This is a genomic window from Acinetobacter sp. 826659, from assembly GCF_000588515.1.
GTDB lineage: Bacteria > Pseudomonadota > Gammaproteobacteria > Pseudomonadales > Moraxellaceae > Acinetobacter > Acinetobacter pittii.
Map to the genome: position 1 here is coordinate 209,404 of NZ_JFYD01000006.1, position 23,076 is coordinate 232,479.

Here is a 23,076-nt window from a genome sequence, read left to right on the forward strand (position 1 = left end):
AGGACATATGCCTATATTTAACTTTAAGGATGAAGAGGCTCTTGGAAAGGTTGCCTCCGTTGACACCACGAATGTTATTGTGGATGTTGAAAATATTGCTCACCTAAAAAGGCTTCAGGTTAATCATCTTGCTGTGCTCCAGAGCAGTAGGCCTGGACAACACCTCATTGGCCTCATTACGCAAGTGACTAGAAAGCGTAGTATAGAAAATATTTCCGATGGTGGAATTGTCGACCAAAACTCCGAATTGAATCTGTGCCGTATTACTTTAATTGGAACAATGTTGGATCGAGATGGTTCAAAGGAAGATGTCTTTCGTCGAACTTTAGAAAGCGTTCCCGAAATAGATGCCAATTGCTTCTCGCTTGAAGGTGATAATCTAACCAGATTTATGCGTACACTCTCTAGGGTTTCAGTGAATGAAAATGCCTTGACCCTAGGAAAGTACACCTTAGATGAAAATGCAGTTGCCTATCTTAATGGAAATAAGTTTTTCCAGCGCCATGCCTTTATCGGAGGAAGTACAGGCTCAGGTAAATCGTGGACAACTGCCAAAATTATTGAACAGATGGCAAGGCTTTCTACTGCGAATGCGATTGTTTTTGACCTTCATGGCGAATACGCTCCATTAAAAGGATCGGGTATTCAACATTTCAAGGTAGCAGGACCTGCTGACGTTGAAGCCAAACGGACGATTTCTGATGATGTACTTTATCTTCCCTATTGGTTACTTTCTTATGAAGCATTAGTTTCTATGTTTGTGGATCGAAGCGATCAAAATGCTCCAAACCAAGCCATGATCATGGCGCGTGAGATCAACCAAGCAAAAAGGAAATACCTTGAAGACAATGGGCAACATGATTTGCTAAAGCATTTTACTGTTGATAGTCCAGTTCCATTCGATCTCGACTTTCTTATGAAGCAGCTGAGTTCAATAAATGTCGAAATGGTACCTGGTGCTAAGCCTGGAACTGAGAAACAGGGAGATTTCTTCGGGAAGCTTGCACGCATGATTTCCAGACTTGAAAATAAAATTTCCGATAGACGTCTCGGATTCATGTTTAATGGTGGTGGCGATGTCCTTGAATATACTTGGCTAGAAAAGTTTACAAATGCCATTCTTGGTAGTACTAGCGAAAATAACAAGGCAGGTATCAAAATTATTAATTTTTCTGAAGTTCCCTCGGATGTTCTGCCTCTGATCGTTTCCCTTGTTGCACGCGTTACATTTTCTTTACAACAATGGACATTATCCGAACTTCGCCACCCTATTGCGCTTCTTTGTGATGAAGCTCATCTCTATATGCCCCAGCGTAATATGGCAGATTCCGCTGACGATATTTCATTGGATATATTTGAACGCATTGCAAAAGAAGGGCGTAAATATGGAGTCAGTTTGGTTGTAATCAGCCAGCGCCCATCTGAAGTAAATAAAACACTTCTTAGTCAATGTAGTAACTTTGTATCTATGCGCCTGACCAATGCCGAAGATCAGGGCGTTATTAAACGTCTTCTGCCTGATAGCCTTGGCGGTTTTAGTGACATTCTCCCCACACTCGACACTGGTGAAGCTTTAGTGGTCGGTGATGCCAGCTTATTGCCTAGTCGCATCAGGATCGATGAACCACAGAATAAGCCAAATAGTGGAACGGTAAATTTCTGGGATGAGTGGCAAAATCCCGTCAAAGATAATCGACTAATTGTTGCTATCGATAACTGGCGCAAGCAAAGCATACAATTATAGGGAAAGATTTGAGGGGATACCGTTTCTCCTCATATCAATTCTAATTATGAAAATGACAGTGCCTTTGTTATTTTCAGCGACAAAAATAATAACTGATATGTCTTTCAATGAATATTAACTTTAATAAGATAAGCATTCTCTCCTCTAAACCCCTGCAAAAAACACTCAAGCACTCTCTCCCGCTCGATTGCCACATCCAAACTTAGAAGCTGAATAATTGCACCTTCAATCATATATAGAAATAGCTTAGCGTCTTGAAAGGTAGCATCGGTTTTGAGTTTTATAAGCTGGCTATAAATTTCATTAAGCAGCCATGTTCTATATCTCACTGCCGTTATATAGGCTTTTGGATAGGCTAGTTTCGTTTCAAAAAATGCTTTAAATAATAGGTAGTACATTCCCTCTAAATCTGTGTGTAGGTAATAAAGTTTTTTGAGTTTATCCTTCACGTTTGTGCCTTGGTCGTACTGAGCTATTGAAACTACTTTTTCTTTTAAACGTTCTTTTTGTACGATCAAACAGATTTCAACAAATCGCTCTTTAGAGTGAAAATAATTATAAAAAGTGGCTTTCGGAATTTTTGACTCTTTCACGATTCGGTCGACTCCAACCGTATGAAATCCGTGATGGTGAAATAAATCAATCGACTTATTGATGACTTGTATGGCACGAGTTGAGAGAACTAACTTTGGCATAGTTTTACCGTTATAAATTCTTGTTGTTACTAAATGAGATACTTTTTTGGGAGAAAAAAGGCACAGCAAAGCCCGTAAGACTGTGCTTGGCACATCTCAAGTTTTATTGTTGATTAAGTTTTAAGACGAAGTAATTTAAAGCCTGAAAACCTTACGGCGATCAAACTGCTTTAAAAGTTTAAGCTGTGTCGTTATAGCTTTTGGCAAAGGCTGCCAAGAAATAATGGATGTGCAAAGCCAACTCCTTTTTATTGGGAGTTCTGCCAGACATTAGAATTATGGTGGCAGAACGAAAGGGGTTCGCAGACTGGTCAAACGAGGCCAGCACACCCGAAGGTGTCCCCCTCCGTTCCGCCATAGAGGGGGCACGAGGGCTCAACACTAAAAGTATGAAACTTTTAATGCTCGTTTGATTCGGTCTGCGACAACCGACTGGCAATGTAGGCCAGCAGGCAAAGGATAGTAGCCCGCCCTCTTTCAGTCAAGCACACAAAATGACATTTGCTTTAAAATAGATCATTAAAAAGTAAGGATAAATAATTAAAATTTATTGTTAAATTGGGGTTTATAAAACGTCTATCAATCAAAGCTCCATCGAGGTCTTAAAAGATACAACTTGCAAAAAATCATTTATAGCAATATTTTAGAGCAATTACTCTAAAATGAGATCTAATAATGAAAACTAAAAGAATTGGTTCATATCACTGGATGCAAGCTACAAATGGTCAGCTCAGCTTCAAAGAGAAAGTTAAGTTAATTCAAAAAATTATGCTGCCAAGTGTTATGGCCTCTATAAAAATAAATTACTTTCGGTTCAAAACTTCTCATGATTTTGATATCGATCAGATCGAAATACCAGATACTCAAATGGTTAAAGTCGCGCTTGATGAGCTCGAAGCTAAAGCAAATATATCTATCTACAATCATTCATGGCGAACCTATTTCTGGGGAGCTGCCCTAGGCCATATACAAAAACAGCAATTTGATGCTGAGTCACTTTTAATAGCCTCACTTTTTCATGATATTGGCTTAACTGAGCAACATATTCATATTAAAGGTTGTAACTGTTTTACCTATGAGAGTGCTAAACAATTTGAGCTAAAGGCTAAAGAACATAGCTTTGATGAGAAGAAAAGTGAAGTTATTAAAGATGCTATCTGCTTACATATGAACGGTTATATAGATCATTCTGACCCAGCAGAAATTACGCTATTACAGCAAGGTGCATCATGCGATGTGATTAGTGACGGTCTATATAGACTCCCCGTCTCTTTTAGAAATAAAATTTTGGAAAAATATCCTAGAAAACAATTTAATAAAGAATTTATTGAGCTTGTTAATTTAGAAAGTAAGAATGTACCAAATTCTCGAACTAGTTTATTAAGTAGTTTTGGTTTACCGCTCATGATTAATTCAAATTTATATGAAGAGTGAATTTAATTAGAGCTATTAATCGTACAAAACCTATTAAGACTCAGCTTGAAATTTCAGTTAACAACTGTTTAATAGTGCTTCGTCTGAGTATGTCTTACCATAGCTAAAAGATATAAGCTTGAAGGCGTCTGTTGCAATGAATGACTCAGTGAAGTGGTTAGAAACTTTAAATAAAATTACTGGTATTGCTCAAACAGGTTTACATTATTCAAAAGATGTTTATGACAAAGAACGTTATGAACAACTCTTAGGGCACATTGAGTATTTATTAGAATTAAAAGAAATCAAAACAGAAAATTTTATTAATAACGTGCTCCAAGATGTAGGTTATGCCACTCCCAAACTAGATGTCAGAGCAGTTGTTTTTAAAGAAAATAAATTATTATTAGCAAAAGAAATTGGAGATGGGCGATGGTCTGTTCCGAGTGGATGGGCTGACGTAGGTTACTCAGCATCGGAAAATGCTGAAAAAGAGGTTCTAGAAGAGACAGGTTTACGAGTTAAGGCCATTAAATTATTAGCTTTAACTGATAGAACCAAGCACCCACACCCTCCCATGTTTTTACATGTGTATAAGGCTTTCTTCTGGTGTGAAATTATTGAGGGTGAGTTGACACCAAGTATTGAAACACCCGAAGTTGGATTCTTTGGTAGAGATGAGTTACCCCCTATTTCTACAGCACGGGTAACAGAAGAACAAATACAGCAATTTTTTGATTATTTAGAGTCAGTACCAGAAATTACTAAGTTTGATTAGTTAAAAAAATCAATGAAAAGAGAAATATCTATTATTGATAAAAAACTATTAGTTATTTAATTCTAGAATGTTCTTCTGAAGTAAGTCTAAGCTGGTTTAATAAATTGGAATGGAATATTTTTTGGCTAAGCTCAGGCTATAATATTAGACATGCTCTATTATTTTATCTAATTCTCATATGAAGAACGCGTTTTCTGACAGCAATCAAATTAGAAAAGTGTCTAGTTTCTCTGAACTTGTGAATACACATTTTCAAGGAGAGACAAATGCGATTTGTTGGCCCAGAAATTTGGTGGGCGACTTTAAAGAAATTGTGAATAAACTTCAGTTAAAAGAAAATATTACAGAAGTTTCTGTTGAAGACTTGTTAGCCCTACAACTTTCAGAAAAAGGTAATTTGGCGAGAGCAATTATTTTAGAAGATATAGAGCAGTTAACTGATTTTGGCGCATCACCTGTACTTAATTTGCTTAAAAACTATGAACGCGATGAAGAGCTAGATTTCATTTCAACAGATGTATATTCATTTCATGTTGATCGCTCGCCCATTGAAACCGATACATTCTTATGTACCTATCACGGCGCTGCTAGCGATATTATGCCCAACGATCAGGTTGAACAAAAAGTTTTAATTCCAGAAATTAGAGAAAAGCTCAAAGAATTACATGACGGCTCTGATGCTGAGTTTGAAGCCTTTTTGGCAGAGTATTTTTTTGATTTGCATTATCAGCCTAAACCCGATGCCCAACCTGTAAATTTAGGTACGGGACATATTTGGCGTTTAGCAGTAGATCATCCAACTCAAAAGGTTTTACCTTGTGTTCATCGAGCACCTGTTGAAAAAGATGGCGAGTATCGATTGCTGTTGATTTGTTAAGTGTATTACCACTCCATAACTGGAATGGCTTGAAGTCATTTTTATTAAAGAAAAACTGGCTTAATTAATCTTTTTTATAATATTCCAATAACGAATGGAATAAATTCGAATATTTACCAAAGCGAAAATAATGAAAAAATATGATTTAAAGTAGTTGACCCTCACGTAACGTAAGCCCCTAGCATAAAACATGCCTAAGGAAGAAGGAGCTAAAAGATGCTGTTAAAAGTTGGTGAATTGGCTAAGCAAACCGGACTTACTGTCCGTGCTCTTCATCACTATGACGATATCGGTTTACTTCAGCCTTCGGTCCGTTCCGATGCTGGTTATCGACTATACACCCGTAAAGACATTACTCGTTTGCATCAGATTCAAGCATTACGAGGACTGGGAATGTCGTTAGCCGAAATCCATACGGTTCTTGAAGACCCCAATCTTGCACTTTTACCGATTATTGATCAGCAGATTCAAGCAATTGATCAAAGGCTGACAGAGCAAAAGAAATTGCGAAATCAGCTCAGCAAACTTAAATCTCAGATCATAAGTGGTGAAGAGCTTGGTTTGGAGGATTGGCTAAAAACACTGGAGCTTATAGCGATGTTTGAAAAATACTTTACAAAAGAAGAGCTTGAAAAACTGACTTTCTTACAAGCAGGCACTAAAAGCCACCAAGAATGGCAAAGGTTAACTCAAGCAGCAAATGCACTATTTAATGCTGGCGAACCATCTAATAGCGAAGCCGCTCAAGACTTGGCTCGTAAGTGGATGAAAACTCTTGAGCACAATACGCGAGCTAACCCAAAATGGTTAGTTAAACTAAATGCTATAAACTCAGCCGAGCCTGAATTTCAGGAAAAATTAGGCGTAACGCCAGAAGTTGTTGAGTTTTTACTTAAAGCTTTTTCTGAGAGTAAGCTGAGTATTTTTGCCCGTTATTTATCTGATGATGAGTTTACTTTTTTAAAAGAAAATTACATTCGTGAGATGAAAAAATGGCCTCAACTATTGGTCGATATTGAAAAATTGATTGATGCCGAGGTCACACCAGATAGTGATGGAGCAAAGCATTTGGCACAACAATGGCTCTCTATGCTACAAGGCTATGCTGGCAAAAAACCAAGTACTCAAGAAAAAATTCGTACAGCAATGCAAAATGAACCAAGCCTTGCCGACGGTACTTGGCTCAAACCAGTGACCCTACAATTTCTGGAAAAAGCAGTAACAGCATTAATGCGTGGTGCTTAGTTCTATCAAAACAACTGGCTACACCATAGTTTGGTGTAGCTTTTTAAAATATTCTATTCTGCCCTAAAAACAGATTTTTTATAAATTAGTTTTTGATATTTATGATTATTTTTGTTTTCACAATTAATATATAACATTCACACGAACCCAATCTTCATACTTGGTTGCCTGAACATTCGTACTTGATATGATCGCTCCATGAATAGGAATATTTTCTTTCATTCCAGTCGCAATTCGTGAACGTATTTTATCCGCCATCCCTCCCCAAATTTGAGTGTGGCCCGCATCTTGATACAGTACATATGCAACAGATGCTGGGCTGGCAGTAGATTTAAGTTCAAAGTTATTGTCAGAGGTTACAGCCAATTGATAGGGTGTATTTTTGCTGCATTGCACAGTTACATCCGTTCTTGCAGTAGGAACTGGCTGAGCACGTTCAACCGAACCAAAATCTAAGTTTCCTTGTGTGGAAACTTCACAAGTTTCTAGAATGGTTAAACTGACCCTCAATGATGTAGATGCATTTCCAGCATCTGCACTATTTATTGTCAACATTCCCATCAGAGAAAATAAAGCATGTCTAATGACTTTCATTTCTTCTCTCCTTAACTTTTTGTTCTAATGTCTATTCATCTTTATATTGTGTTTTTTCTGTTCCTATTAAAGAAACAGCTTTCAGGATTGTTTAGTTATAAGACTTAATATTGCACAGTGTCAATCTATACTAATCACATGATTTGCATATTATTTTTATTATTTGTGATGAGTTACACGCAATCTAACTAATTTAAAAAGTAGTGGATGTTTTTTATTTCTCCTAAGCATAAAATTTGTCATTATTTATCAAACTGTATGTAGTTTAATCACCCCACTACTTCTAAAAATTATCAATAATTTATAACTTGGTTTTAAACCCTGCTTAATCATTCTGTCCATTCTCGCAATTGCATAAAAAAACTAATCAAAATAATATCCAAACAAATAGATTATAACTTTACATATTGTTTAGCTTATAGATTCAATACTAAGAAAATTGTGAAGTTAAATTTAAAATGAATAATTCTGGCCTTTAAAACCCTTTATTTTTAATTCGAGAAACCATTGATATGAAAAAATATTTATTATTAATTTTATTCAGCTTTTATTCGGTTCATTCATTTTCATCGGACAAATTACATGGCAGTGTTTGGAAGACTATTGATGACGCAACCAATCAACCTAGAGCATTGGTAAGATTTAGCCAAGATAAAAATGGCAACCTCTCTGCAAACATCGAAAAAATACTTGTTCCAAGTGAAGCCAACAAATGTACGATGTGCGAAGGTACTTATAAAAATAAATCTTTGATTGGTTTAACCATCGTCAAAAATTTAAAAAGTGTGGGTCAAAATAAATATGACAAAGGTTCTATCCTCGACCCACAGTCAGATAAGACCTATCGCTTTAGCCTAACAGTATCACCAGATGGTGAAAAACTTACCGCTCGTGGATACATTGGTATCTCTGCGATTGGCCGAAATCAAACGTGGTATCGAGTTAAATAGCTTATGAAGTAGCAGTAATCAACTTCTTATATCTACTTACCGATCATAATTACAATCAATATGTGCATGATACATGTAATAGTTTTTTATGATCGGTACTTAGCTTGAATCATCAGCATAATAATGACGAGTAGCGAAGGTATTGCAGCAATCACGAATAAATGGGTAATGACCAGAAATTGGGAAAGGTAGCCACCAAATAGCGGCCCAATGACCGAACCCAAACGGGCAATTCCGATACTCCAGCCCACTCCTGTAGTACGAAGTGAAACTGGGTAATAACTAGCAGACAGTGCATTAATGGCAGGTTGCCCACCAACAATGGCAAAGCCAGCAATAAAAATGATAATAAATAATAAAACAATATGGCTAACAGCATAGCCAATTAAAGCAACACTCATCACTGCTACCAAAAAAACAGGAATTAATACTTTATAAAATCCTGTCTTATCGATTTTAAGGCCCATCACTACACTACCAACCGTACCGCCTAATTGTAGAGTAGAACCAATCATCAATGCCTGATTTAGTGAGAGCCCTGATTCTTTAGCCAAAGTCGGGAGCCAGTTCGCCAGAAAATATAGACTGATCATATTTAAAATACTGATGATCCAGATGGAATAGGTAAAAAACGCACGCTGATTTTTAAATAACTCAAGCGGTGACTTTTTAACCTCAACTTCAGTGTTATTGATGATTTTTATTTCTGAATTGAATGTTAATGCGGGATAAAACTTCTTTAACCAAAATAAAATCTTAGGATTATTTTTATGATCTTCACTCAAAAAATATAAAGATTCTGGCAGCTTAAAGTATGTGATAAAGAAAATAATTAAAGGAACAATACCGCCAAAATAGAAAATTGCCTGCCAGCCTCCCCAAGGAACTAATAAGGCGGATATACCGCCCCCTAACATTGCCCCTACCGTATAGCCACAAGAAATGACCATCATGGTAAAAATACGAGATTTGAATGGAACAATTTCGGAGCTATAAGCCATAACATTTGGCATGATCCCTCCTAAAAAAATTCCTGTAACAAAGCGGATTGCAGTCAATTGCTCAATATTGCCCACATGTGGCGTCACCAGCATCAATACCGAAAACATAAAAGTCGAGATCAGTAAGATGGGACGGCGGCCAAAACGATCAGAGAGTGAACTTAATAAAAATGATCCGACAAATAAACCAAACAAGCTGGCGCTAAACACAATCCCTAGCATGGATTTTTGAACGCCCCATTCTTCTATAATCATTGGGGCCGCGTAAGCCATAGACTGGATGTCATAGCCATCCATAATCATTAGTAATAAACAGGTGATCAGAATAAATTTTTGATAGCGTCCAACTTTCTGCTGATTGATCAAATCACTTAATGCAACTTCTTTCATGGTATTCCCTTCTCCATGACATGCTTTAAATTAATTCATTTTAATTATGCAATACGTAATCAATTTACGATTAACGTAAAATAAAATAACAATAATATGCCAATAAAGTCAAAATATTATTTTTTTACAATATAAACAAAAAGTTAGATCGGATGATTTGATTCTATCGGAGTAATGATCTCAACTTATTGCACAGGGGCTATGGCCTGCTCATCTAACAAAAAACAAGCAAACCATACATTCTATTATTTAAATTATTTTTATATTCAAACAGATGATTTAAAAAGCACTCCAAAACTTTTCCCTCTCGTCCGCCTGATCTGAGCTTAATAATTCCCCTCAATCAGCATTCTTCTTTTCAGCAGAAGATCCATTACTTGATGGTTTAGAAGAGCCCAAAGCCATACTTGAGAATACGCCATCGCGATAAATCCATGCATGTAATAACGCAGCAGACAAATGACCAATAACCACAGCAAATAGTAGCCAAGCCAAAATTCCGTGTAGAGTACGAAACCAAGCATAAAGCGTAGAGTTGGTGGGTGCTATAGGTGGAAGATCCCAACCAGGAAATAAAGTTACAGGCCAATTACCTGCCGATAGCGTAGCCCATCCGAGCAATGGCAAACTAAACATCAAAAGATAAAGCAGCCAATGTGATGCATGGGCCATAAACGCCTGCCAGCGTGGTACAGTCGGCGGCAAAGGTGGAATTGGGAAATAGAGTCGATTTATTAATCTAATGATGACCAATAATAAGATTGCGATTCCTAAAGGACGGTGAATATCGATTAACCACGGACGCCAAGTGATTGAGGTTGTCATTCCCACACCAATAAATAGCATGGCCAAAATCGCTACCGCCATAAGCCAATGTAGTATTCGAGCAGTCAAATTAAAATGACGTGGAGCATTATTGTTAGATTTGTTTTGCATGGCTGATCTCTCCTATTTGCCCACGGCATCCGTTGCTTTGCCAAATCCAATTTCACGTAAGCGAGCATTGTAAGATTGTGAATAGATGCCTGCTCGTGCGGCGAGTACTGGATCATCTGATAACTCAATTCCCGGTGGAACTAGTGTTGGATCAAAGTTAATGTCACGGCAAACGCCATTTACCTGTTCAGTTACATTTTTGACTTCCAATGTTCCTGCTATCACTTCTTTACGTTCTTTTGGCCAAGGTTGAGATGGGTCATTCACTGGGTCTCCCGGCTCGGCAAGTTGCAAAACCAAATCCCAATATAGCGGCCCTTCAGCCAAACGTTTTTTGATGTCGTTAAATAAGAAATCATGGTCAGCTTGATCACGTTGTTCTTTGGTCAGACTAATAAATTTTGAATGAGGACGCATAGACCAACGAACTGGCTGTTCTTGTCGATTGGCGGCTCGCAATATAAAAGCATTTACGACATAAAATTCTGCGCCGCTGAAACTACCGGTTAATGGCATCTTTGCCTTTTGCTCAATAGACTTACGTGCTTCTGGATATTCTTTTAAGAAAGCCTCAACAAGGGCTGGATCGGGTTTGCCAGTAGCTGGAACTGGTTTAAATGCTTTTTGCTGCGCCAAAAAACCTTCGGCATTTCGTGTAGGGAAATAGGGAAAGTTGTTTAATTTCATGCGCCATTGTGAATGATCAGCTGCTGAAAGTAATAAAGCCATACTTACTGTTGCTGTCGAATTATCTGCCGCATGCGGGTTACCACTTCCAATAGAAAATCGGCCAATTGCTGGTATATCAGACTTGGCAAATACCGTGGCTTTAGAGAGTGTCGCCGCCGCACCATTACTGTGGTAAGTACCATCAAAACAAATACCCTTACCGTGTGCACGTCGATATCCGGAATCAAAGTTATTTAATGAGTCTCCCAAAAAAGTTTTGCTTGTGGTGCGATGTCCAAATAGACCAGCGACCCAAGCAAATGCCAATAATAAGGAGCCCGCGATTACAGCAATACCCACGAATCGCAGCCAGTACTTCTTTAGAGTTTTAAAATTCAAATTATTCATTCTTCATCCTGTGTAAATTGTATGGCTGCATCCCTAAAAAAGAGTTTCATCATGTCAAAAGAGATTTACTTACATTGATGGAATCACGTTCAAAATTAGCTCAGTAAATAAAATCCCGAAAGTTCTGGATCCAATAGAGATAAGCCTTAATATAATATTTATTTCCCGATCATATAAGGTACGCACCTCGGGGTTAGTATTAATCTTATTAACATTTGAATGGAGATAAATACAGCATAAGAACGAAGAATCTAGAAGCGCCAACTTTGACCGAAAGAGTCCGAAGAGGTGATCTTTTTAAAAGCGAGCTCGTTAACTAGTGATGATTGATCATAGAGATGAGAAAACAATCCAACACCCTTTCTCTCTCATCTGCCTGACCCGAACTTAAAAGCTGAATAATTATGCCTTCAATCATATATAAAAATAGCTTGGCGTCCTGAAAAGTCGCATCCCTTTTGAGTGCTCTAAGCTGGCTATAGATTTCATTAATGAGCCACGTTCTATATCTCAACGCGGTTTGATAGGCTTTTGGATGGGTCAGTTTTGTTTCAAACATGGCTTTAAACAATAAATAGTACAGTCCCTCTAAATCAGTATGTAAGAAATAAAGTTTCTTAAGTTTTTCCTTCACGCTTGAGCCTTGGTCGTATTCAACAATTGAAACCACTTTTTCTTTTAAACGTTCTTTTTGCACAATTAGGCAGATTTCAATAAACCGCTCTTTTGAATGAAAAAAGTTATAAAAGGTCGCTTTGGTAATTTTTGACTCTTTCACAATTCTGTCGACCCCAACCGTATGAAAGCCGTGATGCTGAAATAAATCAATCGACGTATTAATAACTTGAATAGCGCGTGTTGAGAGAACTAACTTTGGCATAGTTTTACCGTTATAAAAATTCTTGTTGTATATAAATGAGATAAAAAAGCTTTGCCTTTTCTGGGAGAAAAAAGGCACAGCAAAGCCTATAAAGACTGTGCTTGGCACATCTCAAGTTTTATTGTTGAGTAAGTTTTTTGGTCGTGACGATTTAAAGCTTGAAAACCTTAGGGCAATCAAGCTGCTTTAGTTTTTTAAGCTGTGTCGTTATAGCTTTTGGCATTGAGAGCCAAGAAATAATGGATGTGCAAAGCCAACTCCTTTTTATTTAGAGTTCTGCCAGACATTAAATTTATGGTGGCAGAACGAGAAAGGGTTAGCAGACTGGTGAAAGATATAACCAGCACACCCGAAGGTGTCCCTCTCCCGTCCTACCGCTACGGGAGGGAACGAGGAGTTTACACATAAGAGTATCCCTCAGACGGAATAACTCTGATGCGATCTTTCATCTCGGTCTGCTAAAACCGACTGGCAATGTGGCCAGCAGGCAAAGGATAAGCTTCACATTTATTGCAGTCAAGCACACAAAATGACATTTGTTTTAAAATAGATCATTAAAAAGTAAGGATAAATAATGAGTTGGTTATTGTTAAGTGGGGTTTATAAAGCGGGTGAATTAAAAATATTATAATTAATTTTTCATTAGCAATAATACGCATTGCTAGAGGTGACTCTTATGAGATGAACTTATATTTATAATGAAATAGAAGTTAAAAAAATTATTATTTTCTTAACTTCTTAATTTATTTATCTATCTAAATTTATTAACTTTATTAATTAAAGAAAGAAACAGCTTCATCTATTAAATCCGCAACTTCAACTGGCTTGGAAGCTAATGAAGCATGGCTCGCATCTAAAGAAATAACTTTTTTAGCATTTAACCTAGAAGACATAAACTCTTGATTTTCTGGACTAATCATTCGATCATGAGTAGAAATTTGATACCAAGAAGGTTTAGTTTTCCAAGCGGGTGATGAAATCGTGTCGCCGAAGGTGCTTGCTAACGGAGCTTTTTGTGTTACTCCCATCACTAGACCTTCATCTTCTGTTAAGTCTTGACAGAAGCTTTCATGAAATTTGTCTGCTTTAAGCCAAAGGTAACCATCACTATCTGGTGATAAATTAGGAGCAGCGACAGGTAGATGCTTTTGCGTAATCTCCCCTGGACTCTCATTTGTATCAGGAGCAAACGCTGCTATATAGACTAGACCAACTACATTTGGAAGGTTACCAGCTTCAGTAATAACAGCACCTCCATAAGAGTGCCCAACTAAAATTACTTCACCATCAATCTGAGCTATCATTTTCTTTGTACGTTCAACATCATCAGCTAGTGAAGTTAAAGGCAATTCAACTGCTTGTAATGAGGTAAAACCTCTATGGGAAAGTTCAATAATAACTTTACTCCAGTGAGCAGCGCCTCCCCAAAAGCCATGTACTAATATAATTGTTGGTTTATTACTCATTGTTTTCTCCTAGCTTTAGCTATGACATTGAAATCAATAAATTAAATTAGAAATATTCACACATGAAGTTCAAACAACCTGATCAAATATCAAACTATAAAATCTTCGTAAAATGATTATTTGCTATAAAACTACTTTTCACAATTACCAAAACAGCATATTTTTTTGATGAGATGTAGTGAGATGGATAGTGAACAAGATTTAAATAAATTAACTGATATATTTTTTGATATTTATAAAAAAGCAAAAATATCAGGAAAAATTTATCAAGTTGAAAATTATCAAAATAAAAATATTGTTTTTCTGGATAAGAATTTTTCTTATATCCATATATTTCAAGGAAGTAGTTTTAAAATTAAAAGTGATGAACAACAAATAAATGAAACTGTAAACGATGGGGATATTATCGTTATTCCTTCGAGATTTAAGCATTCTATTGAAATTATAGAAGATAAAGCTATAGAACCATCTGTCATTACATGTGTTTTTCAATTAAACGGTGTATATGGACAAACAATCGCTGAAGGGTTGCCTAAATATATATTAGTTCCCTCAGACCGAAATGGGAAAGTTGCTGAATGGATACCAATGACAGTAGCGGCAATAAAATTAGAACTTGATCAACCTTCTTTAGGTAGTCAGGTTATGCTTTCAAGTGTTATCGATTTGCTTTTGGTATGGTCAATAAGATTTTGGCTAAATAAAGAAACATTAAACCATAAAAGTTGGATTTCAGCTTTGCAGAATCCTGCTATTAGCAAGGCATTATTCTTAATGCATTCTGATCCTACTAAAGAGTGGACCGTAGACATTCTTGCCAAAGAAACTAATCAATCTAAATCAAAGTTTTCAAAAAATTTCATAGAATTGGTAGGTACTACACCAATTAATTATCTCAAACATTGGCGAATGAAGTTAGCGAATCAATATTTAATTGAAACGAATAATAGTATTTCACAAATAGCTGATTTAGTTGGTTATTCTTCACCAGCTGCCTTTACCAGATCTTTTATTCAAACTTATGGTTATAGCCCAAAAAAATTTAGAGAAATGTCGGAAACTAAAGCTAAGTAATAGAAAGGAAAATTTCTAACCTAAAATAATAAAACACTAAAAAAGCTATACCTTAATTTTTTACAATAGAGGTCAGAATTTAGTTTTGTCGAAAAATAGGAAATGCTAAAAACATATTTGTTTTATACCAGCCGTAGATTGATGTCACCTGCTTTTAGAATTGTTAAAGATACCTTGAGTGAAATATGAAAAAGTCCTCATTAGAGGACTTTGATTTATAAATTATCGATTTTTTTAGACGGGAAAATTAATTAACGAACATAGAGCGGATCTTCCTCAACAAAAAATACCTCACCCGATGAAGGTAAAACCCATTGATAAGTTCCTTCTATTTTCTGCATTTTTTCTTTAAACGTATTATATATTGCTACAAGGTTATGTTTTTCATCATATTCACCTATATAGCCACGTTCCTTTTCCTCATGAAAATCTCTAAACATTTTATGCATTTTTACGGCTCTAAGTTCCATCTCTTTTGACCTTCTTATTATTAATATAATTATTATGATCTCTTTTTTTACTTTAAATATCAGAAAAATGTACCAAATTATATCCTATTGATATATCAAACAAAAAAAAAAGCACCTAAGATGCTTTTTTTATTTTTAAAATATTATTGGGCAATAATATTAGTAGCTGTAAGACCTTTTTGTCCTTGAGCTATATTAAAACTAACACGTTGACCTTCATATAAGGTTTTAAACCCTGAACTACTGATTTCTTTAAAATGTGCAAAAACGTCTGGGCCTGTATCTTGTTGAATAAAACCAAAACCTTTAGTTTCATTAAACCATTTCACTGTACCGATTGCTGTATTAGACATAATATATCCTTTGATTTTTAATAATATAAAGCCACATTTCATGACTCATTAAACTTTGAAAAAATAATAACGAATTGAGTTTAAGATCTTAAAAAAACGAAGGATTATGAATAAAACTACGATACTAAAAGAGGATTTACTAATAAGTCTTTTTTTCTAGTTAAATTGAGTATACGCCAAATAAATATTTATACAACACATTTAAAAAATATTTATTTTATTTGCTATCACATCATAATTTAAAAATAATAACTTCTAGATACAGAAATACTTTTTACAAATCCCGCCAACCATAGAATAAATTCATGTTCATTATCAAAATTAGGGAGAAGGCTTAAGTCAATTTTAACAATACGCTCTTTCATTGGCCTATTTAAACAACTTTCAAAATCAATAACAGGATATTTTAATTGTAAATTGTTTATAGCTGCTTCTTTTTTAATTTCAATTAACAGTCTATTCAGACAGTCAATTAAATCCTTAGAGGACTGATTTTTAAAGTGAATATTATTGTAAACACTTTCAGCCACATCAAAATATTTTTTCATTTCATCATCCATATTTCCCTCATTTTTTAATTAATTTGATTGAGTATGCATGTAAAACTGTATCTTTATGTTGTATAAATATATTTACAGATCGAATCCCCCACTTTAATTAAAAATATTTCCTCCACTTAAGAACTTAAAATAATATATTTAAATAAATTATAATTATCAAAAAACCATTAAAAACAATAGCTCTCTAGCTATATGTTAACTCTTGTATTTGGTTAAAATTTTCTTCTAGTTATATATCAACAGTCTATTTGGTTCAAAGAAACATTATGTCGAGAATTAAGCAATTTTACGCACATATCTCTACATAGAGTTCTCATAATCACCGCAATGTAAGCGAATTAAAGGCCTACGATGAAGCTTCCTTACTATTATTAAGAAGTTTAAAATGTCTGATTTCAAAGAATTTTCAAAAAAAACCACACAAAACAAAAATGATTCTAATGCGCAACCTAATGAGGATAAAACTGAAAAACCTGTACAATCGTCTGAAGAAGAAAATAATAATGAAGAAAAAAAGGAATAAAATAATTGATAGCTCAAAAGCTCTATATTAAATAGAGCTTTTGTTTAACATCATATTAATTAAAACGTTTTATTCATCTTCCACATAGAATCTAAAAAAATACTAATACATATATTTATTTTTAATTTAAACAAGTTCTAATCTTTTATTTAATATTAATTCAACTCTTCTTTGCGCATCACAAAAATCAATCTCTTCACTTATCCAAAATGTATGAAGCTGCCCATGTAGATGAAAATGCTCTTTATTATATTCGGAGCCATGATCAGAATAATGACTATCTACTCTGAAATGATTTTGATCGTCTTTTCTTTTTTTCCCATCAAGTATACCGCCAATACAGATATCCATTTTAATGCCAATAATTAATCGAAATTGACTATAACACATAGTGCACGGTGGCTTTAAAAAGAGTTGTTACTATTATCTTTACAGCATCATCAAAAATTTATGTTTGCAGCATATCTCCTTAAATTTAAAGAGAATAAATATATATTTTGCATATCTAAAATACTTTGATATGTAATATAAATCTTGATTTATCTAAAATTTATAACATTTTCAAAATAATTCTTCTTACAGTAGATAAATCACTATATGCTGCATGTACCTCTTACAGAAATTATTCTAATGTCACAGCAGACTCTGCTACAAGAACTAAACTCCAGAATCGACTATTACTCCACCAGAACAGACTACCCACTACGTAGAATTTTGATAGGTTACCGAGCATACTCAAAATTGATGTTATGTTCAGCTTTTTCAGATGAAGTTATAAATTCTGCAATTGACCCCAATAAACGGAAATATAAGAAGTTAAAAATTAAAGTCACAAAAGATGACGACCAACTCGACCTTGAATGAATCAATCTAAGTAACAAGTGAATATTTCCTTATGCTTATTTAGCGCTTCAATGACCGCAAAATGACAATGACTAATGCCAGCAATATTGTTGTGAACATCTAGATAATGATGCCCTACTGCTGACGCTTTGAACCAAGAAAATAATTTGCTCTTAAACTTATTTTTTCACAGGAAGCAGTAAAACAGGGTCTTCAATATCGTAACCTGTTTCTTCTGGAACCCCCAGATATTTAACGACAACCAACCTCTTATTGTGTTTAGGCACGCTATAATTTTGGGAAATTTTTATTGCTTTGGTGTAATGAACCGCAACATGGGTCTTACTTTGTAAAGACGGCGATTTTACAACATATTCTGTTTTATATTGCGTGATCTTTCCTGAAGGATCAAACCAAGCCGATACCTGATTCTGATGAGTTTTTAACGTCTGAATTTTTACGGTCTTACTATTACTTACGACTAATGGGGTTAAATTCTTTTTAATTTTATTTAGAGCTTTATCAAATGCTCTAATATCTTGATCATAATCAATCTTATGTGTTTTTGGATTGATATAGAGAGATTTAACTTCAATCAGTTTATCAGGCGATTTACTATTTAATAAATAATAATAGAGTTGTGGTAAACGTCCTCGACCATCTTCATAATGTCTTAATACATAAAGTTTCTTCTCTTTTTGCTGATAGCCCAATACTTCAATTTTTTGTCCACCGCCCACTGTCGCATAACTATGTGCGGATAAAGTAAGAATGGTGCTAAAAGTTAGAAATTTTAGAAATTTCATGAGTTCATATCCGTGTGATCTGGTAACTATATTGTATAAATATCAATCAGATTAAAATGATACTTGAGTAAGTATTACTTGCTGTTTTTATATTCTTTTGTACAGAAGCAGCCTTTCTAAGGGGGCTCTATTTATTATTTACCCCCCTTCAAAACGACTCATCCAGCTTTTAGAGATGCGGCATCATAGATGAACAGGCTTTGCAGTATTACGTTTATAAGAAAAATAAGAACATCCCGCACACGATGCCATAATAATTGTTATACCTAGGATCTGAAAACTGTTTAATCGTTCATCTAAAATCAGCCATCCAGCCAAAGCACTCACCGCGGGTGATGCACTCAATAAAATTCCAAAAACGCGTGGATGCAGTTTTTTCATCGCAATCATATCTAATATGAAAGGAATCGCACTTGCTAGCATCGCCATGAGTAAACATGTCAAAAGAATCGTATAACTATCAAAAATATGGACAATGTGGGATGCCCCTAAAGGCGTTGCAAACAAAGCTGCTAGGAACATTCCAGTCGCAACAGAACTTCCACCACCTTTTGCAACTTTAGAGCCGTAAATAATATATAGTCCCCAACCTACTGCCGCCACTAAAGCATACGTCATACCAATAAAGCTAAAGTTATGATTTGAATTGCCCATAGGTAAAAGAAGCAAACCAATCATAGATAATGCTCCCCAAAAATAATCTAATTTATTTTTAGACATTAAAATAGCAACCGTAAGCGGTCCCAACACTTCAATGGAAATCGCGATCCCAACAGACATATAAGAAAATGCTTTATAAATTAAAGTATTCATTAAAGTGAGGATGGCCCCATAAATAATGAGATTTTTCCAATTGGTCTGTCTGTTCCAATCTCTCCAAGGTTTATAAACAATCCACAAGAAACATGCTGCTAAAGCAAGTCGAGTTAAAGTTACTCCTTCTGCACTAAGAATTGGAAAAAGGGCTTTTCCTATTGATGCTCCTATTTGCACAGAAACTAAAGATAGAAATGCGGCTGCAAATGCCATGCCTTGCTTGGAGTTTGTCTCAATCATCATATTTACCGCTCTGGGAATGATTGAAATTTTAATTCTATATAATCAATATATTTCTTCTATTTCTCTCAATAAAACGATTAAATAACTCTATATTTAAAGCTTAATGAGAGATTTACTCATGTCAGATATTTCTTTAGATAATTTTGACTACGCAATCTTAAGAATACTGCAAAAAGACAATAAGACTTCGCATCGAGAAATTTCTGAAAAAATTGGTCTATCGTCCGCTTCCGTGCAAAGACGTATATCTCGTATGGAAGAAAAGGAAATAATTTTAAAAAATTGCGCTATTTTAAATCCGCTTAAATTTGGTGAAAAAATTACGTCTATTATTGAAGTCCGCCTTAGCGAAGACCGCTCTGTAGTGATGGACAGAGCGAAGCAATACTTTGCTTCTGTTGAAGAAATTCAACAGTGTTACTTTGTGAATGGAGGCGTCTCTTTTATCATTATTATGCTGAGCAATAACTTATCTCATTTTGAAAGTTTGGTTAGAAAACATTTTGCTGATAATGAAGATGTAAAAACATATCGAACCTTAATTGTTTTAGACCGCGTGAAAGTAAACTTTGAGTTAAATATTTAAACTTCTCTATTTTGGCTTTAAACGTTTCAATCATTTTATAAAATTTAAAAAGAGGCCGAAGCCTCTTTATTTTTAACCCATTTAAAATTAGTCATCAATCATGGCGAACTCTTGCTCAGGCGTACCTTTCACCAAATGATGACGGCTATATAACAAGTAATAGAGTATAAATCCGACATAAATCAGCGCGGCCAATAACCAAACTTTTGGATTGACCATTAAACCTGCAACTACAGCAACAGCAGCAAGAATCAAGGCAATACAAGACGTCCACATTCCACCAGGCGTTTTATACGGGCGTGGTAATTCAGGACGAGATAAACGCAATTTGATATGTGAAAGCATCATCAACACATAAGAAATTGTTGCACCGAATACTGCCATTAAAATGAGTAAGTCACCCTCACCTGTTAAAGAGAGTAAAAAGCCAATAATGCCCGGAATGATAATGGCCCAATATGGCGCCTTATTTTCATTGGTAAGCGATAAGTTTTTTGGCAAATATCCCGCACGTGACAATGCAAAAATCTGGCGTGAATAGGCATAAATAATTGAGAAGAAACTTGCGACAAGTCCAGCAAGACCTACAAAGTTAACAAAACTTGCTAACCATGTGTGCTGACCATATACCGCAATGAGCGCATCAACCAAAGGTGCTCCTGAATTTTTTAAAGCATTTGAACCCGCTGCGCCTGCACCCAAAAATAAAATTAAAAGTGCAAACGATGCCAATATCAACATTGAACCAATCAGGCCTCGTGGCAATGAACGTACTGGATCTTTTGCTTCTTCGGCAGCTAGTGGTACCCCTTCAACTGCAAGAAAAAACCAAATGGCATAAGGTACTGCGGCCCATATTCCCATATAGCCAAACGGTAAAAATTGACTTGCACCTGCATGAGTGCTGACTGGAATATCAAATAAACGTGCGCTGTCAAAATGTGGAAGCATCGCGACAATAAATACGACCAGTGCAATACAAGCAACGGCGGTAATTCCAAACATAATTTTAAGCGCTTCACCTGCACCTTTAAGATGAATGCCCATAAAAACTAAATAGCAAATTAAATAAACTGCCCAGCCGCCAATTCCAAAGAGTGATTCGCAATATGAACCGATAAATACGGCAATGGCAGCAGGTGCAATTGCGTATTCAATTAAAATCGCAGTCCCTGTCAGGTATCCACCAAAAGGACCAAATGCAACGCGGGCAAAACTATAGCCACCGCCAGCGGTAGGTAACATCGTTGACATCTCGGACATTACAAAGCTCATGCAGAGATACATAAACGCGACGATGACTGTTGCAATAAAGAGCCCACCCCAGCCACCTTGTGCCAGTCCAAAATTCCAACCCGCAAAGTCACCCGAAATGACGTAAGAAACACCTAGCCCCACTAAAAGTAACCAACCTACTGCCCCCTTTTTTAACTGACGTTTTGCAAAATACTCTGCGTCCTGTTGTAAAGCACCAACATCTACGCTTAATTCAGATTCTTTCATTGTCGTATGCCTTATCGACTAAATTTACATCACCAATAGTTGCGCAAAAGATATTCATAAAACTTGACAGCAAAACATCTCCCCGACCACTTGAAGTCAAGTTGATTCATTTTTTCTTTTATAAGATCGACGGCATCTCAACACGAAACGTGTTTAAAAATTAAATTGAGGAGATGGGTTATGTCTGTAGAACAAAATGAATTTTTAAGCCAAGTTCAATTACAAATACTGGCAGAACAAGCAATTAAGCAATATCCATCAGACTATCAAGGACAGGTCAAATTACTGTGTCAGTCTGAAAATGCAACCTATCAAGTTTCGACTGGGTCTGCTCGATATGCACTTCGAATTCACCGTCCGAACTATCACAGCAAACTCGATATACAAAGTGAGCTTGAATGGTTAGATGCCTTAAATGCGAGTGGTATTCAAGTTCCTGTTGCGATTGCAGATCAGTCGGGTGAACGCGTCATTACCTTGAAACTATCGAATGATATTTATCGTTACGCAGTCCTTTTCAACTGGGTTGAGGGCGATATGCCGACGGTTGAAGTTGACCCCACTGCATTTGAACAATTAGGACAAATTACCGCAAAGTTGCACGTACATAGTAAGACATGGCAAGCGCCTGAAAACTTTCAACGTATTGTGTGGAATCATGAAACCATGATCGGTGCAGATGGACACTGGGGAAACTGGAAAAATGCACCTCATTTAAGACCACAAGATCACGGCGTAATTGAAGAAGCCATTGCACAGATTTCGAAAGATTTAAATTTCTTTGGCAAAACTCAGGAACGCTATGGCCTGATTCATGCTGATTTGCGTTTAACTAATCTCTTACTACAACAAGAACGTATCGGCGTGATCGATTTTGATGACTGCGGCATGAGTTGGTTTATGCATGATCTCGCTGCTGCGATTAGCTTCAATGAACATTATGCAAATGCGCCTCATTGGGTTGATTACTGGTTAAAAGGCTACGAACGCGTAGGTCATATTCAGTCTGAAGAATACGAAATGATCCCGACTTTTATCATGCAACGCCGCATTCAAATGATGGCTTGGAATGGTTCTCACGCACAAACAGAAATGGCTCAAAGTCTTGGCGATCAATGGTCCAATGAAACTGTGCGTCTCTGTAAAAAATATCTAAACGGACAAATGCCTGTCGGAATTTGAAAAGTGATTTAGATCGCTTTTCTTCATTTTCAATTTTTAGTTTTTAAATTTTATAGAATTTAAAGGAAGGG

Annotated in this window: 25 protein-coding genes; 12 read left to right on the forward strand and 13 right to left on the reverse strand. The window is 35.9% G+C overall.

Annotated elements, in window-relative coordinates:
* Nucleotides 1-7 precede the first annotated feature (7 nt).
* Nucleotides 8-1,744 (forward strand): ATP-binding protein, encoded by a 1,737-nt coding sequence (locus J663_RS13885; protein WP_033850448.1) that lies wholly within the window; start codon nucleotides 8-10, stop codon nucleotides 1,742-1,744.
* 104 nt (nucleotides 1,745-1,848) lie between these two features.
* Here J663_RS13885 and J663_RS13890 read toward each other — a convergent pair whose 3' ends face one another.
* Nucleotides 1,849-2,439, reverse strand: a complete 591-nt coding sequence (locus J663_RS13890; RefSeq protein ID WP_033850449.1) for a TetR/AcrR family transcriptional regulator — start codon at nucleotides 2,437-2,439, stop codon at nucleotides 1,849-1,851.
* 675 nt (nucleotides 2,440-3,114) lie between these two features.
* Here J663_RS13890 and J663_RS13900 point away from each other — a divergent pair.
* The 4 genes from J663_RS13900 to J663_RS13915 all read left to right on the forward strand — a co-directional run bounded on the left by J663_RS13900 (nucleotide 3,115) and on the right by J663_RS13915 (nucleotide 6,752).
* Nucleotides 3,115-3,873: an HD domain-containing protein gene (locus tag J663_RS13900; RefSeq protein ID WP_033850451.1), complete on the forward strand. Its 759-nt coding sequence runs from the start codon at nucleotides 3,115-3,117 to the stop codon at nucleotides 3,871-3,873.
* Nucleotides 3,874-4,009: 136 nt separating this feature from the next.
* Entirely contained in the window at nucleotides 4,010-4,630 is a 621-nt protein-coding gene (locus J663_RS13905; RefSeq protein WP_033850453.1) for an NUDIX hydrolase, read from the forward strand.
* 178 nt (nucleotides 4,631-4,808) lie between these two features.
* Nucleotides 4,809-5,507, forward strand: a complete 699-nt coding sequence (locus tag J663_RS13910) for a DUF1826 domain-containing protein (protein ID WP_033850455.1) — start codon at nucleotides 4,809-4,811, stop codon at nucleotides 5,505-5,507.
* Between the two features lie 216 nt (nucleotides 5,508-5,723).
* A complete protein-coding gene (locus tag J663_RS13915; protein WP_033850457.1) occupies nucleotides 5,724-6,752 on the forward strand; it encodes a MerR family transcriptional regulator in 1,029 nt (342 codons plus the stop codon).
* Between the two features lie 123 nt (nucleotides 6,753-6,875).
* On the opposite strand, the gene J663_RS13920 is transcribed toward J663_RS13915, so the two are convergent.
* The gene (locus tag J663_RS13920) at nucleotides 6,876-7,346 is read right to left on the reverse strand and encodes a spore coat U domain-containing protein (protein ID WP_033850459.1); all 471 of its coding nucleotides are present in this window, start codon (nucleotides 7,344-7,346) and stop codon (nucleotides 6,876-6,878) included.
* 512 nt (nucleotides 7,347-7,858) lie between these two features.
* Here J663_RS13920 and J663_RS13925 point away from each other — a divergent pair.
* Complete coding sequence (locus J663_RS13925) at nucleotides 7,859-8,296, forward strand: DUF2147 domain-containing protein (RefSeq protein ID WP_033850461.1); 438 nt, start codon at nucleotides 7,859-7,861, stop codon at nucleotides 8,294-8,296.
* An 86-nt stretch (nucleotides 8,297-8,382) separates the two neighbouring features.
* Here J663_RS13925 and J663_RS13930 read toward each other — a convergent pair whose 3' ends face one another.
* From J663_RS13930 to J663_RS13950, 5 genes are all read right to left on the reverse strand, one after another.
* Nucleotides 8,383-9,687, reverse strand: coding sequence for an MFS transporter (locus J663_RS13930; protein ID WP_033850463.1), 1,305 nt, complete (start codon nucleotides 9,685-9,687; stop codon nucleotides 8,383-8,385).
* A 339-nt stretch (nucleotides 9,688-10,026) separates the two neighbouring features.
* Nucleotides 10,027-10,623: a cytochrome b gene (locus J663_RS13935; RefSeq protein ID WP_033850464.1), complete on the reverse strand. Its 597-nt coding sequence runs from the start codon at nucleotides 10,621-10,623 to the stop codon at nucleotides 10,027-10,029.
* A gap of 12 nt (nucleotides 10,624-10,635) precedes the next feature.
* On the reverse strand, nucleotides 10,636-11,700 hold the full coding sequence (locus J663_RS13940) for a catalase family peroxidase (RefSeq protein ID WP_033850465.1): 1,065 nt from the start codon (nucleotides 11,698-11,700) through the stop codon (nucleotides 10,636-10,638).
* 316 nt (nucleotides 11,701-12,016) lie between these two features.
* Entirely contained in the window at nucleotides 12,017-12,580 is a 564-nt protein-coding gene (locus J663_RS13945; RefSeq protein ID WP_033850597.1) for a TetR/AcrR family transcriptional regulator, read from the reverse strand.
* A 773-nt stretch (nucleotides 12,581-13,353) separates the two neighbouring features.
* Entirely contained in the window at nucleotides 13,354-14,046 is a 693-nt protein-coding gene (locus J663_RS13950; RefSeq protein ID WP_033850467.1) for an alpha/beta hydrolase, read from the reverse strand.
* A 183-nt stretch (nucleotides 14,047-14,229) separates the two neighbouring features.
* Between J663_RS13950 and J663_RS13955 the strand changes: the two genes are divergently transcribed.
* Complete coding sequence (locus J663_RS13955) at nucleotides 14,230-15,120, forward strand: AraC family transcriptional regulator (protein ID WP_033850469.1); 891 nt, start codon at nucleotides 14,230-14,232, stop codon at nucleotides 15,118-15,120.
* Between the two features lie 251 nt (nucleotides 15,121-15,371).
* On the opposite strand, the gene J663_RS13960 is transcribed toward J663_RS13955, so the two are convergent.
* The 3 genes from J663_RS13960 to J663_RS13970 form a co-directional block, all read right to left on the reverse strand.
* Nucleotides 15,372-15,560: a hypothetical protein gene (locus J663_RS13960; RefSeq protein WP_080612931.1), complete on the reverse strand. Its 189-nt coding sequence runs from the start codon at nucleotides 15,558-15,560 to the stop codon at nucleotides 15,372-15,374.
* A 173-nt stretch (nucleotides 15,561-15,733) separates the two neighbouring features.
* Nucleotides 15,734-15,943, reverse strand: coding sequence for a cold-shock protein (locus J663_RS13965; protein ID WP_014206275.1), 210 nt, complete (start codon nucleotides 15,941-15,943; stop codon nucleotides 15,734-15,736).
* A gap of 239 nt (nucleotides 15,944-16,182) precedes the next feature.
* Nucleotides 16,183-16,503 (reverse strand): hypothetical protein, encoded by a 321-nt coding sequence (locus J663_RS13970; RefSeq protein ID WP_032038393.1) that lies wholly within the window; start codon nucleotides 16,501-16,503, stop codon nucleotides 16,183-16,185.
* Between the two features lie 385 nt (nucleotides 16,504-16,888).
* Between J663_RS13970 and J663_RS19060 the strand changes: the two genes are divergently transcribed.
* The 3 genes from J663_RS19060 to J663_RS19490 all read left to right on the forward strand — a co-directional run bounded on the left by J663_RS19060 (nucleotide 16,889) and on the right by J663_RS19490 (nucleotide 17,890).
* Nucleotides 16,889-17,026 carry a hypothetical protein gene (locus J663_RS19060; RefSeq protein WP_081404761.1) on the forward strand — a complete coding sequence of 46 codons (138 nt, stop codon included), beginning with the start codon at nucleotides 16,889-16,891 and terminating at the stop codon, nucleotides 17,024-17,026.
* A 158-nt stretch (nucleotides 17,027-17,184) separates the two neighbouring features.
* Nucleotides 17,185-17,316, forward strand: a complete 132-nt coding sequence (locus tag J663_RS19640) for a hypothetical protein (protein WP_228132957.1) — start codon at nucleotides 17,185-17,187, stop codon at nucleotides 17,314-17,316.
* Between the two features lie 340 nt (nucleotides 17,317-17,656).
* Nucleotides 17,657-17,890, forward strand: a complete 234-nt coding sequence (locus J663_RS19490; protein WP_033850599.1) for a hypothetical protein — start codon at nucleotides 17,657-17,659, stop codon at nucleotides 17,888-17,890.
* Nucleotides 17,891-18,048: 158 nt separating this feature from the next.
* Here J663_RS19490 and J663_RS13985 read toward each other — a convergent pair whose 3' ends face one another.
* Nucleotides 18,049-18,675 (reverse strand): hypothetical protein, encoded by a 627-nt coding sequence (locus J663_RS13985; protein WP_033850472.1) that lies wholly within the window; start codon nucleotides 18,673-18,675, stop codon nucleotides 18,049-18,051.
* A gap of 183 nt (nucleotides 18,676-18,858) precedes the next feature.
* Nucleotides 18,859-19,734: an EamA family transporter gene (locus J663_RS13990; RefSeq protein WP_033850473.1), complete on the reverse strand. Its 876-nt coding sequence runs from the start codon at nucleotides 19,732-19,734 to the stop codon at nucleotides 18,859-18,861.
* 118 nt (nucleotides 19,735-19,852) lie between these two features.
* Here J663_RS13990 and J663_RS13995 point away from each other — a divergent pair, with 118 nt between their 5' ends.
* Nucleotides 19,853-20,320 (forward strand): Lrp/AsnC family transcriptional regulator, encoded by a 468-nt coding sequence (locus J663_RS13995; protein ID WP_002115807.1) that lies wholly within the window; start codon nucleotides 19,853-19,855, stop codon nucleotides 20,318-20,320.
* Between the two features lie 87 nt (nucleotides 20,321-20,407).
* Here J663_RS13995 and eat read toward each other — a convergent pair whose 3' ends face one another.
* On the reverse strand, nucleotides 20,408-21,823 hold the full coding sequence (eat, locus tag J663_RS14000; RefSeq protein WP_016144775.1) for an ethanolamine permease: 1,416 nt from the start codon (nucleotides 21,821-21,823) through the stop codon (nucleotides 20,408-20,410).
* Nucleotides 21,824-22,003: 180 nt separating this feature from the next.
* On the opposite strand from eat, the gene J663_RS14005 reads away from it, so the two are divergent.
* Nucleotides 22,004-23,005, forward strand: a complete 1,002-nt coding sequence (locus tag J663_RS14005) for a phosphotransferase enzyme family protein (RefSeq protein WP_033850477.1) — start codon at nucleotides 22,004-22,006, stop codon at nucleotides 23,003-23,005.
* Nucleotides 23,006-23,076: the final 71 nt, after the last annotated feature.

Coding starts and splice junctions, on each gene's coding strand:
- J663_RS13910 (WP_033850455.1), top strand. CDS start 4,809: ATGAAGAACGCGTTTTCTGACAGCAATCAAATTAGAAAAGTGTCTAGT.
- J663_RS13890 (WP_033850449.1), bottom strand. CDS start 2,439: ATGCCAAAGTTAGTTCTCTCAACTCGTGCCATACAAGTCATCAATAAG.
- J663_RS13965 (WP_014206275.1), bottom strand. CDS start 15,943: ATGTCTAATACAGCAATCGGTACAGTGAAATGGTTTAATGAAACTAAA.
- J663_RS13950 (WP_033850467.1), bottom strand. CDS start 14,046: ATGAGTAATAAACCAACAATTATATTAGTACATGGCTTTTGGGGAGGC.
- eat (WP_016144775.1), bottom strand. CDS start 21,823: ATGAAAGAATCTGAATTAAGCGTAGATGTTGGTGCTTTACAACAGGAC.
- J663_RS13920 (WP_033850459.1), bottom strand. CDS start 7,346: ATGAAAGTCATTAGACATGCTTTATTTTCTCTGATGGGAATGTTGACA.
- J663_RS13885 (WP_033850448.1), top strand. CDS start 8: ATGCCTATATTTAACTTTAAGGATGAAGAGGCTCTTGGAAAGGTTGCC.
- J663_RS13995 (WP_002115807.1), top strand. CDS start 19,853: ATGTCAGATATTTCTTTAGATAATTTTGACTACGCAATCTTAAGAATA.
- J663_RS13930 (WP_033850463.1), bottom strand. CDS start 9,687: ATGAAAGAAGTTGCATTAAGTGATTTGATCAATCAGCAGAAAGTTGGA.
- J663_RS13935 (WP_033850464.1), bottom strand. CDS start 10,623: ATGCAAAACAAATCTAACAATAATGCTCCACGTCATTTTAATTTGACT.
- J663_RS14005 (WP_033850477.1), top strand. CDS start 22,004: ATGTCTGTAGAACAAAATGAATTTTTAAGCCAAGTTCAATTACAAATA.
- J663_RS13955 (WP_033850469.1), top strand. CDS start 14,230: ATGGATAGTGAACAAGATTTAAATAAATTAACTGATATATTTTTTGAT.
- J663_RS13940 (WP_033850465.1), bottom strand. CDS start 11,700: ATGAATAATTTGAATTTTAAAACTCTAAAGAAGTACTGGCTGCGATTC.
- J663_RS13990 (WP_033850473.1), bottom strand. CDS start 19,734: ATGATGATTGAGACAAACTCCAAGCAAGGCATGGCATTTGCAGCCGCA.
- J663_RS13900 (WP_033850451.1), top strand. CDS start 3,115: ATGAAAACTAAAAGAATTGGTTCATATCACTGGATGCAAGCTACAAAT.
- J663_RS13915 (WP_033850457.1), top strand. CDS start 5,724: ATGCTGTTAAAAGTTGGTGAATTGGCTAAGCAAACCGGACTTACTGTC.
- J663_RS13985 (WP_033850472.1), bottom strand. CDS start 18,675: ATGAAATTTCTAAAATTTCTAACTTTTAGCACCATTCTTACTTTATCC.
- J663_RS19060 (WP_081404761.1), top strand. CDS start 16,889: ATGTCTGATTTCAAAGAATTTTCAAAAAAAACCACACAAAACAAAAAT.
- J663_RS13970 (WP_032038393.1), bottom strand. CDS start 16,503: ATGGATGATGAAATGAAAAAATATTTTGATGTGGCTGAAAGTGTTTAC.
- J663_RS13925 (WP_033850461.1), top strand. CDS start 7,859: ATGAAAAAATATTTATTATTAATTTTATTCAGCTTTTATTCGGTTCAT.
- J663_RS19490 (WP_033850599.1), top strand. CDS start 17,657: ATGTCACAGCAGACTCTGCTACAAGAACTAAACTCCAGAATCGACTAT.
- J663_RS13945 (WP_033850597.1), bottom strand. CDS start 12,580: ATGCCAAAGTTAGTTCTCTCAACACGCGCTATTCAAGTTATTAATACG.
- J663_RS13960 (WP_080612931.1), bottom strand. CDS start 15,560: ATGTTTAGAGATTTTCATGAGGAAAAGGAACGTGGCTATATAGGTGAA.
- J663_RS13905 (WP_033850453.1), top strand. CDS start 4,010: ATGAATGACTCAGTGAAGTGGTTAGAAACTTTAAATAAAATTACTGGT.